Source organism: Pseudomonas sp. Z8(2022) (genome assembly GCF_025837155.1).
In the GTDB taxonomy this organism is placed as follows: domain Bacteria; phylum Pseudomonadota; class Gammaproteobacteria; order Pseudomonadales; family Pseudomonadaceae; genus Aquipseudomonas.
In genome coordinates this window covers 4,348,137-4,362,796 of sequence record NZ_CP107549.1, presented here as the reverse complement: position 1 = coordinate 4,362,796, position 14,660 = coordinate 4,348,137, and the positions used below count along the sequence as shown (strand labels likewise).

Genomic DNA, 14,660 nt, shown 5'->3' with positions numbered 1-14,660 from the left:
TCAAAGGCTGAGCTGTCAGTCCTTCAGCCCGATGTATGGAGAATCTTATGCGCGACTGTCTGCTTACCCTGTCCCAGCTTCCTGCGCCGCCGAAGGGCCTTTGAAACCATGAGCGACAATCTGCAGGAGCAGTTGTACCAGCGTATTCGCGAGGGCCTGCTGGCTGGCCGTTTCCAGCCCGGGCAGGCATTGAAGATCCGTGATCTGGCGGCCGAGTGGGGTACCAGCCCGATGCCGGTGCGCGCCGCACTGCAGCGGCTGGTGGCCGAGGGGGCGCTGGAAGGCGAGCAGCAGCGATCGGTGCGCGTGCCGTCGATGACCCGGGAACGCTACGAAAACATCTTCCAGGTGCGCCTGGCGCTGGAAGGGCTGGCGGTGGAATTGGCCACGCCGCGCCTGAGCAGCGATGACCTGGCGCTGCTGCGAGATTGCCTGCGGCGCATGGAGGTGGCCATCGAGCGGCGTCAGGTGCAGGACTATCTCGACGCCAACAGCCAGTTCCACCTGTACCTGTATGGTGCCTGCGGCAACCCCGTGCTGCTGCGTTCGATCGAGTCGCTGTGGCTGCAGATCGGACCCTTCTTCAATCGGCTGTTCACGGGGGCCGATCTGTCGCTACGGCTCAATGACTTTCATGAAGATGCCTTCGCCGCCATCGAGGCCGGTGATGCCAGGGCGGCACGTCAGGCCGTGGAGCAGGATCTGCAGTATTTCGCGCGCTTTCTGCTGAACCTGCTGGCGCTGGAGCAGGGTGAGGTGTGAAGGGCCGGAGGGCGTAGCGGGCCGCGATCCGCTCCGGCCACTGTCTGTGGCTGGGGTGTCGGTCCGCTCAGCTTTCCAGCCAGACGTCGCGACACCAATGCCAGACGGAATCCCAGCTCTCGTCAGTCAGCTCGCCTTCGTCGCCGTCCCACAGCCAGACCTGGCCCTCGACATCCACGGCGTAATAGTCGCGACCGTCCTGGCACAGCGGCACCAGGTCGCGCGGCAGGCCAAGATCCCAGGCCACTGACGCCACTTCCGGCAGGTAGGTATGCGAATGCGGGTCGGCGGCGGTCACCGGCTCCAGACGGCCATAGACCACGTCGCTGACCTTGAGCAGAAATTCGCGCAGTTCGAAGGGCAGGTGGATGAGGATCTGCTCCTGAATCTCCACCAGGGTTTCCTCGTCCGGCAGCTCCAGCGGTACCGGGACCGGCTCGTTGAGTTCGCGCAGCTGTTCGATGACTTCTTCCACGGTGTCGGCTCCTCATCATGTGGGTCGGCTTTATACAGTAGCTGGCGGTCAGAATGAAAACATGGCGCCGTGATCTCATAATGGCGCTTTTGCGGAGCCCTCCCATGTCGTCCATTACCTGGCATTGCCTGCATCACCGTGAACTCGATACCGCCACGCTGTATGAGCTGCTGGCACTGCGCACCCGGGTGTTCGTGGTGGAGCAGAACTGCCCCTACCTGGAAACCGATGGCCAGGATCTGGTTGGCGATACCTGCCACCTGCTGGCGCGTGATGGCGAGGTGCTGGTTGGCTATCTGCGTCTGCTCGACCCGCAGCGCATGGGCGGCGAGGTGGTGATTGGCCGTGTGCTGATCGCCGAGCCGGCGCGTGGTACAGGTCTGGGACACAGGCTGATGGAGCAGGCACTGGCCGAATGCAGCCAACGCTGGACGGGCGTGCCGGTCTACCTGTCTGCGCAGGCGCATCTGCAGGGTTACTACGGGCGTTATGGCTTCGAGGCGGTAACCGAGGTGTATCTGGAGGATGACATCCCGCATATCGGTATGCGCCGGGCCGCTATGGAACCGGTGTAGGAGCGGCTTCAGCCGCGATAGCGAGCCAATGCCGAAATGAAAAAACCCGGGCAAGCCCGGGTTTTTTGTGCGTCGCAGCGATCAGTTCTGGCGAATGCCGGCGATCAGCCAGGGCTGGTTGTCGCCCTGGGCACGCTCCAGGCGCCAGCTTTCGCTGAACGGTTCGCCCTGGTCGAAGCGCGAGGTCTTCGACACGCCGCTGAAGGTCAGGGTGGCGATGGTCTTCTCGGCGTTGTCATCGACGCCATCGAGCTGCACGTCGAGGTCGTCGATATAGGTGGACTGGAAGCCATCACCCAGCTCGGCGCGCTCACGCTTGAGAAAGTCCAGCAGCTGCGGGGTGACGAACTCGGCGATCTTGTCCATCTCGTTCGCATCCCAATGCTGTTGCAGGTTCATGAAGTGCTCGCGGCCGGCGGCCAGGAAGCTTTGCTCGTTGAACCAGGCCGGGGCGTTGATCACCGGTGCGGCCGGGGCCAGGCGAGCGCCAAAGATATTGCTGCCGGCGGCCGGAGCGTTGGCGGCATGTGGCATTTCACGCTGGTAGGGCGCACCGGCAGCTGCCATTTGCGGCTGTTGGCGAGCACGACGGGCGGCGAGGAAGCGGAAGATCAGGAAGGCGATCAGGCCGAAGATCAGAAAGTCCATGATCTGCAGGCCTTCGAAACCGTCGCCCATGAACATCGAGGCCAGCAGGCCGCCGGCGGCCAGACCGGCCAGCGGGCCGAGCCAGCGCGAGGCACCGCTGGCGGCAGCGGCAGGTTGCTGACGACCGGGAGTCGCTGCGCTCTGTTGAGCCGGCGGGGTGGCCTGGCGGGTCTGGTGGCTGGGAGCGGAGCCGAAGGATTTGCCACCGCCAAAACGCTTGGCGTGGGCTTCGAAGCTGAAGGTCAGCGCCAGGCACAGAACCATGGCGATACTGAGGAAACGCTGCATTACGGTTTTCTCTCTTGTGGAAAAGCTTGGTCGGCATCTTGCCCGCCATGGCTGGCGATGACCAGTGACAGAATGTTTCCGGCTTTTGCCCGTGCCAGGCTCAGCGCCAGTCGTACAGCTCCTTTTCCGACAGCGCATGCATCGAGGTCGCCAGCGCCTGGAAGGCCTGCATCGAGGTCCAGATGCGGCCATTGAGTTCGCTCTGCGCAGCAAGCTCGCCGAGCACCTGTTCGCTTTCGCGTTGCATGGCCTGCAGCACTTCGTCCGGGAAGCGCTTGAGCAGCGTGCCGCTCTTCTTCAGCTCGTCCAGCGCCAGGGCGTTGTGGAAGACGTAGTCGTCCATCATGTCCTGGGTGGCTGCGCGCGCCGCTTCGGTAACGATAGCCTGCAGGTCGGCCGGCAGGGCGTCGAAGGCCTTCTGGTTGATCAGTAGCTCCAGCACCGACTGCGGCTCCTGCCAGCCGGGGTAGTAGTAATACCTGGCTGCCTTGTGCAGGCCGAAGGCCAGGTCGTTGTAAGGGCTGACCCAGTCGGTGGCGTCGATGGCGCCGCTTTGCAGCGAGGTGAAGATTTCGCCGCCCGGCATCACCACGGTGGTCGCACCCAGGCGGCTCCAGACTTCGCCGCCGAGGCCCGGCATGCGGATTTTCAGACCCCTGATATCAGCCAGGCTGTTGATTTCCTTGTTGAACCAGCCGCCCATCTGCATGGTGCTGTTGCCCGCCGTCAGCGGCTTGAGGCCGAACGGTGCATAGGCTTCGTCCCACAGCGCCTGACCACCACCCTTGCTGAGCCAGGCGTTCATTTCCAGGGTGGACAGCCCGAAGGGCACGGCGCCGAAGAACTGTGCAGCCGGCACCTTGCCCTTCCAGTAATAGGGTGTGCCGTGGCCCAGTTCGGCGGTGCCGCGGGACACCGCGTCGAACACTTCCAGCGCCGGCACGAGCTCGCCAGCCGCGTAGACCCTGATGCTCAGGCGTCCGCCACTCATGGTATTGATGCGCTCGGCCAGGCGCTCGGCAGCGGTGCCGGTGCCGGGCGCGTTTTTCGGCCAGGTGGTGACCATCTTCCAGGTGAACGTCTGGGCAGGTGCGACGGCCTGCTCGGCAGGTACGGAGTCGTCCTTGCAGCCGATCAGACCGAGGGTGAGCAGAGGCAGTAGAAGCAGAGTACGAAGACGCATCGGTAGAATCCCCAAGAAAAAACGGGGCCTTCAGCAGGCCCCGTTCAGTTGGCTCAACGCCAGTTGTACAGCTCTTTCTCGGTCAGTGCCTGCATCGCGCTGGCCTCTTCGAGGAAGGCCTTCTGCGAGGCCCAGATGCGGCCGTTGAGGTCGCTTTCCGCGGCCAGGGCTTCGAGCACCAGGCCGGACTGCTCGCGCATGGCGTCCAGCACCTCGTCCGGCAGGCGCTTGATCTGCACACCTTCGCTCTTGAGGGTCTGCAGCGCCTTGGCATTGTTGAACACGTAGTCGTCCATCATGTCCAGGGTTGCGGCACGCGCAGCTTCGACGACGATGGCCTGCAGGTCGGCCGGCAGTGCGTCGAAGGCCTTCTGGTTGACCATGGATTCGACCACTGCCTGCGGCTCCTGCCAGCCCGGGAAGTAGTAGTACTTGGCCGCCTTGTGCAGGCCGAAGGCCAGGTCGTTGTAGGGGCCGACCCAGTCGGTGGCATCGATGGCACCGGTCTGCAGGGAGGTGAAGATTTCACCGCCGGGCAGGTTGATGGTGATCGCACCGAGCTTGCTCCAGACTTCGCCGCCGAGGCCCGGCATGCGGATCTTCAGGCCCTTGATGTCATCCAGGCTGTTGATTTCCTTGTTGAACCAGCCAGCCATCTGCATGGTGGTGTTGCCGGCCGACAGCGGTTTCACGCCGAACGGTGCATAGGTTTCGTCCCACAGCGCCTGGCCACCGCCGTGGCTGAGCCAGGCGTTCATTTCCAGTGTGGAGAGACCGAAGGGTACGCTGCTGAAGAACTGCGCGGCCGGGACCTTGCCCTTCCAGTAGTAGGGGGTGCCGTGGCCCATTTCGGCGGTGCCGCGGGACACTGCGTCGAACACTTCCAGCGCCGGTACCAGCTCGCCTGCGGCGTAGACCTTGACGGTCAGACGCCCGGCGCTCATGGCGTTGATACGCTCGGCCAGACGCTCGGCAGAGGTGCCCAGGCCGGGGAAGTTCTTCGGCCAGGAGGTGACCATCTTCCATTGGAAGGTTTCTGCCGGCGTGGCAGCGGCGGTCTCGCTGGCAGCCTTGTCTTCTTTGCAGCCAACCAGGCCGATGGCGGCGATCAGTGCCAGTGTGGCGCCGAACAGATTGCGGCGATTCATCGATTATCTCCAGATACGGTGTGCTAACAGGCTTCAAGCTTGGCATACGCCAGCATCAGCCACTTACTGCCTTCGTTTTCAAAATTCACCTGCACCCGTGCCTGCGCGCCGGCACCCTCGAAATTGAGGATGGTGCCTTCGCCGAACAGGCTGTGGCGTACCCGCTGACCCAGATTGAAGGGCGTCTGTGGCACGGCGCTGCCGGCGAACAGGCTGCCACCACTCATCGAGCTGGTGCTCACCGGGCGGCTGACGCTGTTGGACAGACGCACTTCCTGAATCAGCGGTGCGGGGATTTCGCGGACGAAGCGCGACACCTTGTTATAGGTCTCGCTACCGTAGAGACGCCGGGTTTCGGCGTAGCTGATCACCAGCTTCTGCATGGCACGGGTAATGCCTACATAGGCCAGGCGGCGTTCTTCTTCCAGTCGGCCCGGTTCTTCCAGGCTCATCTTGTGCGGGAACAGACCCTCCTCCATGCCAACCAGGAATACCAGCGGGAATTCCAGGCCCTTGGCGCTGTGCAGGGTCATCAGTTGAATGCTGTCCTCGTTCTCGGCGGCCTGGGTGTCCCCGGCCTCCAGCGAGGCGTGAGTGAGGAACGCCTGCAGCGGCGTCAGCTCGTCGTCTTCCTCGTTCTCGAAGGCGCGCGCGGCGCTGACCAGTTCCTCGAGGTTCTCCACCCGGGCCTGGCCCTTCTCGCCCTTTTCCGCCTCGTGATAGGCGAGCAGGCCGCTCTGCTCGATGACCACCTGGGTCATCTGGTGCAGAGGCATGGCCAGAACCTTCTCGGCCAGGCCCTCGATCAGTTCGATAAAGCCGGCCAGGGCACTCGAGGCGCGACCTGGCAAGGCCTTGTTGGCGAGCATCAGGCGGATCGCTTCCCACATGTGCACGTCGTGGGCACGGGCGTACTCGCGGATGCTCTCGATGGTCTTCTCGCCGATGCCGCGTGCCGGCACGTTGACGATGCGCTCCAGCGCCGCGTCGTTGCCACGTCCGTCGAGCAGGCGCAGGTAGGCCATGGCGTTCTTGATCTCGGCGCGCTCGAAGAAGCGCTGGCCGCCGTAGATGCGGTAGGGGATCTTCTCGCGCAGCAGCGCTTCTTCCAGCACCCGCGACTGGGCATTGGAGCGGTAGAGGATGGCAATCTCGCTGCGCTTGAGGCCGTCCTTGCGCAGGGCGTCCTCGATGGTCTCGACCACGTAGCGTGCTTCGTCGTGCTCGTTGAAGGCGGCGTACAGGGCCAGTGGTTCGCCGTCACCGCCATCGGTCCACAGCTCCTTGCCGAGGCGCCCGTTGTTGTTGGCGATCAGCGCGTTGGCGGCCTTGAGGATGCCGGCGGTGGAGCGGTAATTCTGCTCCAGACGGATCACCTGGGTATCGGGGAAGTCGCTGGAGAACTGCTGGATGTTCTCGATGCGCGCGCCACGCCAGCCGTAGATCGACTGGTCGTCATCGCCGACCACCATCAGGCTGTCGCCGCCCTTGGCCAGCAGACGCAGCCATGCGTACTGCACGGCGTTGGTGTCCTGGAACTCGTCGACCAGGATATGGCGGAAGCGCCGCTGGTAATGCTCGAGCAGGCCCGGCTTGTCGCGCCACAGGTCGAGCCCGCGCAGCAGCAGTTCGGAGAAGTCGATCACCCCGGTGCGCGCGCAGGCCGCTTCGTAGGCCTCGTAGATACCGCGCATGGTGGCCAGGAACAGGTCGCCGCCGGCCTGGATGTGCTGTGGGCGGAAGCCCTCGTCCTTCTGCCCGTTGATGAACCACTGCGCCTGCTTCGCCGGCCAGCGCTGTTCATCCAGGCCCAGCTCGCGGATCACCCGCTTGATCAGGCGCTGCTGATCGTCGGAGTCGAGGATCTGGAAGTTCTCGGCCAGCCCTGCCTCCTGCCAGTGCGCGCGAAGCAGGCGATGGGCCAGGCCGTGGAAGGTGCCGACCCACATGCCGGCGGGATTGTGGCCAAGCATCTGCTCGATGCGATGGCGCATCTCGGCGGCCGCCTTGTTGGTGAAGGTCACCGACAGGATCGAATGCGGCGAAGCGCCCATTGCCTGGATCAGGAAGGCGATGCGGTGCACCAGTACGCGGGTCTTGCCCGAGCCGGCGCCGGCCAGCACCAGCTGGCGGCCGAGCGGAGCGGCCACGGCCTGGACCTGAGCGTCGTTGAGCGAAGCGAGGAGGAGTTCGGGGTCGTTTTGCATCGCGGCATTCTAGGGGGCCGGACAGGGGAGGGCAAACCGTCGGCCAGGTGAAGCGAAAGCGGCGCGGTGCAACCGACGACCGGTAGGTCAGGGCACGGAAGGGTGTAGGCGGGCGATCAAGAGCCGGCATGGTCGCGGCGCCCGGGAAAAGTTGGCCGCCAGGCTGTGAAATTGGCCACAACTTTGTTGGGCACAGCGTCTGTCTCGGGTATTCTCCCGCGACGTCAGGGTTGATGGCGCCGATCGCCTCGCCCCAGACCCTTAGGCAACCATGACAAGAACAGCGCCTATGACCGCCACGACTAGCGCCGTAATTCAAGAGGTGACGCTGGACCCGCATCAGGCTGAACGGCAGTTCGCTACGGATATAGCCGTCGAGCGTACCCGTCTGTTGTTTCTGGGCTCGCGTCTGCCTACCCTGCTCATGCTGCTGGTCGGCCTGGCCTGCAGTCTGTTGCTGTGGAACCAGCAGAGCGCGCCATTGCTCGTGGCGTGGCTGGGCTGGGTGGTGTTGCTGGTGCTGCTGCGCCTGACCCAGGTGAATGCCTTCAACGATGCGCTGCCCAGCCGCCAGGCCGAACCCTACTGGCGGCGCATCTTCCTCTTCGGTGCCGGGGCCTCCGGCCTGACCCTCGCCTTCGCCGTGATCGTGCTGGTGCCGGCCGATGTGTTCTATCAGCAGGCGCTGGTCTACGGCCTGATCGCCGCGGCGATCCTGTCGGCCAGCGTGGCCTATGCCGTCAGTCTGTCCGCCTTTCTGAGTTTCGCCTTGCCCTGCCTGGTGCCTTCGGCGGTCTTCCTGCTGCTGGCCGATAACACCATGCAGCGCGGCTGGGGGCTGCTCGGGGTGATTCTGTTTCTCGCGCTGCTGGTGGTGGCCTGGCAGGTCAATCGTCTGGTCCAGCGCAGCCTGTTGCAGCGTTTTCACAACCTGGCGCTGATCAACAATCTGGAGCACGCCAAGCTGCGTGCCGAGGGGCTCAACGAGGAGCTGGCGCGCGAAGTGGAGCAACGCCGTAGGGCCGAACGCGAATTGCGCGGCGCCCACGACGAGCTGGAAATGCGTGTGGCCGAACGCACCCTGGAACTGGACGAGGCGACCCACGCCCTGGGCAAGAGCCAGGCACGTCTGGCCCTGGCGCTGGAGGCCAGTGAGCTGGGGCTGTGGGACTGGGATCTGGAGAGCGATCAGGTGCATCACTCGCACCTGCGCGAGCTGTTCGGCCTGGAGCCGGAGCAGGTTCAGGTGATGCTGCGCGATCTGACGCCGCGCCTGCATCCGGACGATCTGCCACAGCTGCGCCGGGCGCTGGTCCGGCACCTCAAGGGGCGCAGCGAGGATTATCAGATCGAGTACCGCGTGCGCCATGTCGATGGTCACTGGGTCTGGATCGAAGACCGTGGCCGGGCGGTCGAGCGCGATGCTTCCGGTCGTGTGCGGCGCATGCTCGGCACGCGCCGCGACGTCAGCGCACGGCGTCAGCAGGAGCAGCAGCAGCGCCTGGCCGCCATGGTGTTCGAGGCGGCCAGCGAAGGCATCTTCATTCTCGACCCCGACTACCGCGTGCTGGCGGTCAATCGCGCTTTCAGTGCAGTGACCGGCTACAGCAGCGAGGAAGTGGTCGGGCGCACGGTGACCAGCCTGTTCGGCAGTCGCGAGATGCGCAGGCAGTACCAGCTGATCCGCCAGGAACTGGATAACGGCGGCACCTGGCAGGGCGAACTGATCGAGACGCGCAAGAGCGGCGAACTCTACCCGCAATGGTTGCAGCTCAACCTGGTGCGCGACGCCAGTGGGCGCGCCAGTCATATCGTCGGCTTCTTCGCCGACCTGACCGCGCGACGCGAGGCCGAGGAGCGTCTGCGTTACCTGTCGCACTACGACGAACTTACCGGCCTGGCCAACCGCAGTCTATTCAAGGAGCGCCTGCACGAAGCCAGCCAGCGCGCACGGCAGAGCGGTCGCAGCATCGCCCTGGTGCATATCGATCTGGACCGCTTCAAGCTGCTCAACGACAGCCTCGGCCACGAAGTGGCGGACCAGTTGCTGCGTCAGATGAGCCGTCGCCTGACCCAGGCCGTGCCGGAAGCCGACTGCATCGCGCGGCTGTCGGGCGATGAGTTCGCCGTCATCCTCGATGCCTATGGCAGCCTGTCCAGCCTGGCGCGGGTGGCCAGCCGGCTGCTGGTCAAGCTGCGTGTGCCGATGACCGTCGGTGGTCACGAACTGGTGGTCAGCGCCTCGCTGGGCATCAGCCTGCTGCCGGACTACGCCCGTGAGATCAGCGCGCTGATCAGCCAGGCCAACATGGCCGTGCAGCATGCCAAGCACCTGGGCGGCAATACCTTCCAGTTCTTTACCGACAACCTGCAGGCCTGCACCCTGGAGCGTCTGCAACTGGAGAACCAGCTGCGGAAGGCCATCGCCGAAGGCCAGCTGGAGGTGTTCTACCAGCCCAAGCTGAATCTTGCCGACGACCAGCTCAATGCCGCCGAAGCTCTGGTGCGCTGGCGCCATCCGCAGCAGGGCATGGTCGCGCCCGGCGAGTTCATCGGCCTGGCCGAGGAAACCGGGCTGATCGCGCCGATTGGCGAATTCGTGCTGCGTCAGGCCTGCCAGCAGGTATGCGAATGGCAGCGCCAGGGGCTGACCAAGATACGGGTGTCGGTAAACCTGTCGGTGCACCAGCTGCGGCAGGGCAATCTCACCAGCCTGGTGCGTCAGGTGCTCGAGGAAACCGGCCTGGCGCCGCAATACCTGGAGCTGGAACTGACCGAGAGCGAGCTGCTCGACAACGTCGAAAGCGTCATCGCCACCTTCCAGCAACTGCGCGCGCTGGGGGTCAAGCTGGCGATCGACGACTTCGGCACCGGCTACAGCTCGCTGAGCTACCTCAAGCGTTTCCCGGTGCACTACGTGAAGATCGACCAGACCTTCATCCGCGATCTGTCGCCAGGCGGCGAGGACGCGGCCATCACCCGCGCGATCATCGCCATGGCCCACAGCCTGGAGCTGAAAGTGGTCGCCGAAGGCGTGGAAACCCAGGCGCAGATGGATTTTCTCAAGAGCCAGAACTGCGACGAGATCCAGGGCTTCCTGATCAGCCGCCCGGTGGAGGCGAGCGCCTTCGCCGAACTGCTGCGCGCGCAGATCGACAACCCGCTGGACTGAGTGGCCTTTCCCTCGGCTCCGGCGCCGGGCTCAGAGACTACTTGGCGAACAGCTGACCGATATCCTTGAACGCCTTGAACTCCAGCGCATTGCCGCAGGGGTCGAGAAGGAACATGGTCGCCTGCTCGCCAACCTGGCCCTTGAAGCGTACGTAGGGTTCGATGACGAACTTCGTCTCGCGACTGCGCAGGCGCTCGGCCAGCGCTTCCCAGTCGTCCCAGCCGAGCACCACGCCGAAGTGCGGCACCGGCACGTCGTGGCCATCCACCGGGTTGCTCACGGCCGACTCCTGATAGGCCATTTTCGGCGCTTCGTGGATGACCAGCTGGTGCCCGAAGAAATCGAAATCGACCCAGTGATCGCTGCTGCGACCTTCGGCGCAGCCGAACACTTCGCCATAGAAATGCCGCGCTGCGGCCAGGTCGTAGACGGGAATCGCCAGGTGAAAGGGAGCAAGGGCCATCACGCAGTACCTCGGGTAATTGTCTGTCGGGCTAGCCTAGCAACAGCCAAATTGATTGAAAGCGAATATCCTTGCTCGCAAGCTCAAATAATTTTGATCAATCGGGGCGTCAATGCTGCGCGAGCTGAAAACCTTCATCACCGTTGCCCGCCTGGGCACCTTCGCCGCTGCCGGCCAGCGAGTCGGCCTGACCCAGTCGGCGGTGAGCGCGCAGATGCGCGCGCTCGAACAGCACCTTGGTGTGCGTCTGTTCGACCGCAGCGGCCGCGCCGCCGTGCTCAACGCCGCCGGCCGTCATGCCCTGCCGTTGGCCGAGCAGATGCTGGCGCTGTATGCGCAGATGGCGCTGCCGCAGGCTGCCGACAAGTGGCAGGGCGAGTTGCGTGTCGGCGCCATCGCCACCCTGCAAACGGGCCTGTTGGCCGAGGCACTGCCGCGCTTTCGTCAGCTCGCGCCCCGGGTCGAGCTGAAGCTGGTGCCGGGGGTTTCCCTGCAGCTGTTCAGCCAGCTGGATGCCGGCGAGCTGGATCTGGCCTTGCTGATCAAGCCGCCGTTCGCACTGCCCAAGGAAATTCTCGAGGTGCCGCTGGCGCGTGAGCCCTTCGTGCTGATCGCGCCACTGGAGGTGGCCGGGGATGATCCGCTGCAGCTGCTCGCCGAGCAGCCATTCGTGCGTTATGACCGCAGCTCGTTCGGTGGCCGCCAGGTCAGCCGCTTCCTTCGCGAGCAGCGGCTGACGGTGCGCGAGGCGCTGGAGCTGGACGAGGTGGAGGCCATCGTGCGCCTGGTGGAGAACGGTATGGGTGTGTCGCTGGTGCCGCGCGCCGGCCTGTGGCTGCAGCGGCCGACCCGTCTGCGGGTGATCGAACTGGGTGAGCTGGCCTTCCATCGCGAACTGGTCGCCCTGTTGCGCCGTGCGCAGCGTCAGCCGGCGCTGGATTGCCTGTTGCAGTGTCTGGGCGCGGAGCCCGCGCAGGCATGAAAAAGCCCCGCACAGGGCGGGGCTCTTCGCGCAGGCGTTGCGGCTCAGAAAGCCGGAACGACGGCGCCCTGGTATTTCTCTTCGATGAACTGCTTCACCTCGGCACTGTGCAGGGCCTTGACCAGCTTCTGCACGGCTTCGCTGTCCTTGTTGTCGGCGCGGGTCACCAGGGTGTTGACGTATGGCGAGTCGCTGCCTTCGATGGCCAGGGCGTCCTTGGTCGGGTTCAGCTTGGCTTCCAGGGCGTAGTTGGTGTTGATCAGGGCGAGGTCGACCTGGCTCAGCACGCGCGGCAGGGTGGCCGCTTCCAGTTCACGCACCTTGATCGCCTTGGGGTTCTCGACGATGTCCTTCGGCGTGGCGAGGATGCCGGCTTCCGGCTTGAGCTTGATCACGCCGGCCTTCTGCAGCAGCAGCAGGGCGCGGCCGCCGTTGGTGGCGTCGTTGGGGATGGCCACGGTGGCGCCTTGCGCCAGCTCGCTCAGGTCCTTGATCTTGCTGGAGTACGCGCCGAAGGGCTCGACGTGCACACCGGCAACGCTGACCAGCTCGGTCTTGCGGCTGGCATTGAACTCGTCCAGGTACGGCTGGTGCTGGAAGAAGTTGGCGTCGAGGTTCTTCTGCTGTACCTGCAGGTTGGGCTGCACGTAGTCGGTGAACACGCGCACCTTCAGCTCCACACCTTCTTTGGCCAGAGCCGGTTTGACGAACTCGAGGATCTCCGCGTGCGGCACCGGAGTGGCGGCGACGTTGAGGGTTTCGGCCTGGGCCGAGAAGGCCGCGCAGGCGGCGATGGCAGTCAGCAGCTTCTTCATTTCAAGGTTCCTTTCGGGAAGGTGGCGCGGGTCTCGCGGGGTGGCGAGTGCCGCTTGTTGGGTACCTCTAAAAACGTCAGCGAGGTAGTCAGCACAAGGCGAAAACAAGCGAAAAAGCGGAGTTTACGAACTGTAAATGAGCATTTTGAGCTTGTTTTCAACGAGGTGATGACAACGCAGGTAGTTTTCAGAGGTACCCATCATCATTTACGGGAAAAATGTACAACCAATCGGTCACCGACCATCTGCAGCACCTGCACCAGAATCAGCAGCAGGACCACGGTCACCGCCATCACGTCCGGCTGGTAGCGCTGGTAGCCGTAGCGCACGGCCAGGTCGCCAAGGCCGCCGCCGCCGATCAGGCCGCTCATGGCGGTGTACGACACCAGGGTGATTGCGGTGACGGTGGTGGCTGCGAGCAGGCCGGGCAACGCCTCGGGCAACAGCGCGCGGGTGATGATCTGCCAGGTGGTGGCGCCCATGGCCTGGGTCGCCTCGATGATGCCGCGCTCCACTTCGCGCAGGGCGGTTTCCACCAGGCGCGCGAAGAACGGCGTGGCGCCTACCACCAGTGGCGGGATGGCACCGGCAACGCCCAGCGAGGTGCCGACCAGCAGCTCGGTGAAGGGAATCATCAGGATCAGCAGGATGACGAAGGGCACCGAGCGCAGGATGTTCACCACCAGAGACAGCGCACCGTACAGGGCCTTCTGCTCGAACAGCTGGCGCGGCCCGGTGAGAAACAGCAGTACGCCGAGCGGCAGACCGAGCAGCACGGTGAACAGCATCGAGCCGAGCAGCATGTTCAGGGTGTCGAGGCTGGCCTGCCAGATTTCCGGCCAGAAGACGTTGGGCAGCAGTTGTTCGAGCATCAGCGCAGTACCTCCAGATGCACGTCGGCGGCGCCGAAGCGCGCCAGCGCGGCGTCGATGTCGCCACCGGTCAGGGCCAGGGTGAGCTGGCCGTAGGGGGTGTCCTTGATGCGGTCGATACGACCGGCGAGGATGCTGTAGTCGACCCCGGTCTCACGGGCCACGGTGCCCAGCAGCGGAGCATAGGTGGCTTCGCCCTGGAAGGTCAGGCGCAGGATGCGGCCGGAAACGTGGGCGAAGTCATCATGCTGCTCGGCTTCATCGACGTGCTCGGACTCCTGCACGAAGCGTCGCGTGGTCGAATGCTGCGGGTGCAGGAACACCTCGGCCACCGGGCCTTCCTCGACGATGACGCCGGCATCCATCACTGCAACGCGGTCGCAGACGCGGCGGATCACGTCCATCTCGTGGGTGATCAGCACGATGGTCAGGCCCAGTTCGCGGTTGATCTCCGCCAGCAGCTGCAATACGGCGGTTGTGGTCTGCGGATCGAGGGCACTGGTGGCCTCGTCGCAGAGCAGGATCTTCGGTCGGGTGCTGAGTGCACGGGCGATGCCGACGCGCTGCTTCTGCCCGCCGGAGAGCTGCGCCGGGTACTTGTTGGCGTGATCCTGCAGGCCGACGCGCGCCAGCAGCTCGGCGACGCGTGCATCGATCTCGGCGCGGCTCAGTTCGCCGGCCAGGCGCAGCGGCATGGCGATGTTGTCGGCGACGGTCTTCGACGACAGCAGGTTGAAGTGCTGGAAGATCATCCCGACCTGCTGACGGAAGCGGCGCAGGCCATTGGCATCGAGGGCGGTGACGTCGACACCGTCGATCTCGATGCGCCCGCCGGAGGGTTCTTCCAGGCGGTTGATCAGGCGCAGCAGGGTGCTCTTGCCGGCGCCGGAGTGGCCGATGATGCCGAATACCTGACCGCTGCCGACCTGCAGCGTGGTCGGCTGCAGCGCCGGAATCTCGCGGCCCGCGACGCGGTAGGCCTTGTGGACGGATTGAAACTGGATCACGCGAACGACCTTTTGGGTATGTTCAGTGGCGGGCCTCGAGATAGAAGGGGCCGGTCATCGGGC

Annotated in this window: 13 protein-coding genes; 4 read left to right on the top strand and 9 right to left on the bottom strand. The window is 64.6% G+C overall.

Annotated features, from left to right (window positions below; translation table 11 throughout):
- Window positions 1–108: 108 nt before the first annotated feature.
- A complete protein-coding gene (locus OEG79_RS20700; RefSeq protein ID WP_264146811.1) occupies window positions 109–762 on the top strand; it encodes a GntR family transcriptional regulator in 654 nt (217 codons plus the stop codon).
- A 67-nt stretch (window positions 763–829) separates the two neighbouring features.
- On the opposite strand, the gene OEG79_RS20695 is transcribed toward OEG79_RS20700, so the two are convergent.
- Entirely contained in the window at window positions 830–1,237 is a 408-nt protein-coding gene (locus OEG79_RS20695) for an SMI1/KNR4 family protein (RefSeq protein ID WP_264146810.1), read from the bottom strand.
- A 104-nt stretch (window positions 1,238–1,341) separates the two neighbouring features.
- On the opposite strand from OEG79_RS20695, the gene OEG79_RS20690 reads away from it, so the two are divergent.
- Window positions 1,342–1,812 carry a GNAT family N-acetyltransferase gene (locus tag OEG79_RS20690; protein WP_264146809.1) on the top strand — a complete coding sequence of 157 codons (471 nt, stop codon included), beginning with the start codon at window positions 1,342–1,344 and terminating at the stop codon, window positions 1,810–1,812.
- An 81-nt stretch (window positions 1,813–1,893) separates the two neighbouring features.
- Here OEG79_RS20690 and OEG79_RS20685 read toward each other — a convergent pair whose 3' ends face one another.
- The 4 genes from OEG79_RS20685 to uvrD form a co-directional block, all read right to left on the bottom strand.
- A complete protein-coding gene (locus OEG79_RS20685; RefSeq protein ID WP_264146808.1) occupies window positions 1,894–2,748 on the bottom strand; it encodes a Tim44 domain-containing protein in 855 nt (284 codons plus the stop codon).
- 100 nt (window positions 2,749–2,848) lie between these two features.
- Window positions 2,849–3,931, bottom strand: a complete 1,083-nt coding sequence (locus OEG79_RS20680; RefSeq protein WP_264146807.1) for a TRAP transporter substrate-binding protein — start codon at window positions 3,929–3,931, stop codon at window positions 2,849–2,851.
- A gap of 53 nt (window positions 3,932–3,984) precedes the next feature.
- Window positions 3,985–5,079, bottom strand: a complete 1,095-nt coding sequence (locus OEG79_RS20675; RefSeq protein WP_264146806.1) for a TRAP transporter substrate-binding protein — start codon at window positions 5,077–5,079, stop codon at window positions 3,985–3,987.
- Window positions 5,080–5,102: 23 nt separating this feature from the next.
- Window positions 5,103–7,286: a DNA helicase II gene (gene uvrD / locus OEG79_RS20670; RefSeq protein ID WP_264146805.1), complete on the bottom strand. Its 2,184-nt coding sequence runs from the start codon at window positions 7,284–7,286 to the stop codon at window positions 5,103–5,105.
- Between the two features lie 289 nt (window positions 7,287–7,575).
- Here uvrD and OEG79_RS20665 point away from each other — a divergent pair, with 289 nt between their 5' ends.
- Entirely contained in the window at window positions 7,576–10,458 is a 2,883-nt protein-coding gene (locus OEG79_RS20665) for an EAL domain-containing protein (RefSeq protein WP_264146804.1), read from the top strand.
- Between the two features lie 37 nt (window positions 10,459–10,495).
- Here the strand turns inward: OEG79_RS20665 and OEG79_RS20660 are convergent, their stop codons facing one another.
- The gene (locus tag OEG79_RS20660; RefSeq protein WP_264146803.1) at window positions 10,496–10,921 is read right to left on the bottom strand and encodes a VOC family protein; all 426 of its coding nucleotides are present in this window, start codon (window positions 10,919–10,921) and stop codon (window positions 10,496–10,498) included.
- Window positions 10,922–11,033: 112 nt separating this feature from the next.
- On the opposite strand from OEG79_RS20660, the gene OEG79_RS20655 reads away from it, so the two are divergent.
- A complete protein-coding gene (locus OEG79_RS20655) occupies window positions 11,034–11,903 on the top strand; it encodes a LysR substrate-binding domain-containing protein (RefSeq protein ID WP_264146802.1) in 870 nt (289 codons plus the stop codon).
- A gap of 44 nt (window positions 11,904–11,947) precedes the next feature.
- On the opposite strand, the gene OEG79_RS20650 is transcribed toward OEG79_RS20655, so the two are convergent.
- From OEG79_RS20650 to OEG79_RS20640, 3 genes are all read right to left on the bottom strand, one after another.
- Window positions 11,948–12,718: a MetQ/NlpA family ABC transporter substrate-binding protein gene (locus tag OEG79_RS20650; protein ID WP_264146801.1), complete on the bottom strand. Its 771-nt coding sequence runs from the start codon at window positions 12,716–12,718 to the stop codon at window positions 11,948–11,950.
- Window positions 12,719–12,921: 203 nt separating this feature from the next.
- Window positions 12,922–13,590 (bottom strand): methionine ABC transporter permease, encoded by a 669-nt coding sequence (locus tag OEG79_RS20645; protein ID WP_264146800.1) that lies wholly within the window; start codon window positions 13,588–13,590, stop codon window positions 12,922–12,924.
- Entirely contained in the window at window positions 13,590–14,597 is a 1,008-nt protein-coding gene (locus OEG79_RS20640) for a methionine ABC transporter ATP-binding protein (protein WP_264146799.1), read from the bottom strand. The genes OEG79_RS20645 and OEG79_RS20640 overlap by 1 nt, the downstream gene beginning before the upstream one ends.
- Window positions 14,598–14,660: the final 63 nt, after the last annotated feature.